Here is a 720-nt window from a genome sequence, read left to right as displayed (position 1 = left end):
CCAGCAGCCAGCGCTTCGACATGCGGGTCGAGAGCCATCCCGAGGTCAGCGAACCGAATGCGTTGGCGAGACCGATCACCGCCAAGGTCCAGCCGCCGATGGACGCGGAGAGCCCGGCATCCTTGAGATAGGCCGGGAGGTGAGCGGTGATGAAGGCGAGCTGAAATCCGCAGGTGAAGAAGCCGAGGACGAGCAGCACGTAGGACCGGTGACGGAATGCTTCCATCAGCGCCTGCGGAATCGATTGACCGGGAACCGCGATGGCGCCACCCGTCGATGCGGCATTCGGCTTCGTGGCGAGCGCGAACGACAGAGGCAGCACAAGCAGAACGCTCGCTCCGAAGATGATCAAGGCCTGATGCCAACCGAGCGCGTCGATCAGAACGTTTCCGATCGGCGGAAACAGAAACTGGCCGAACGATCCGGCGGCCGTGCCGGCGCCGAACGCCATCGGTCGCCAGGATTCCGGCAGGAGCTTTCCGAAGGCTCCCAGGACGAGGTTGAACGAACAACCGGAAAGACCGAACCCGATGAGAACGCCTGCGCCGAGATTGAGCATGCCGGGCGTCGACGCATAGGCCATCACGACAAGGCCGAGGGCATAGAGGATAGCGCCGACGAACAGAACACGAAGTGAGCCGTACCGATCGGCGACCGCGCCGGCGAAGGGCTGACCCAGACCCCAGAGCAGGTTCTGCACCGCAATGGCCAAGCTGAAGA

Annotated in this window: 1 protein-coding gene; it reads right to left on the bottom strand. The window is 63.6% G+C overall.

What is annotated here, in order from left to right; translation table 11 throughout:
* On the bottom strand, positions 1–720 hold a 720-nt coding region (locus AC1DT3_RS23235), incomplete at both ends, for an MFS transporter (protein WP_477467513.1).

The sequence above is a fragment of the Microvirga sp. P4_G7 genome (genome assembly GCF_056401005.1).
This window is presented reverse-complemented; position numbering and strand designations above follow the sequence as displayed.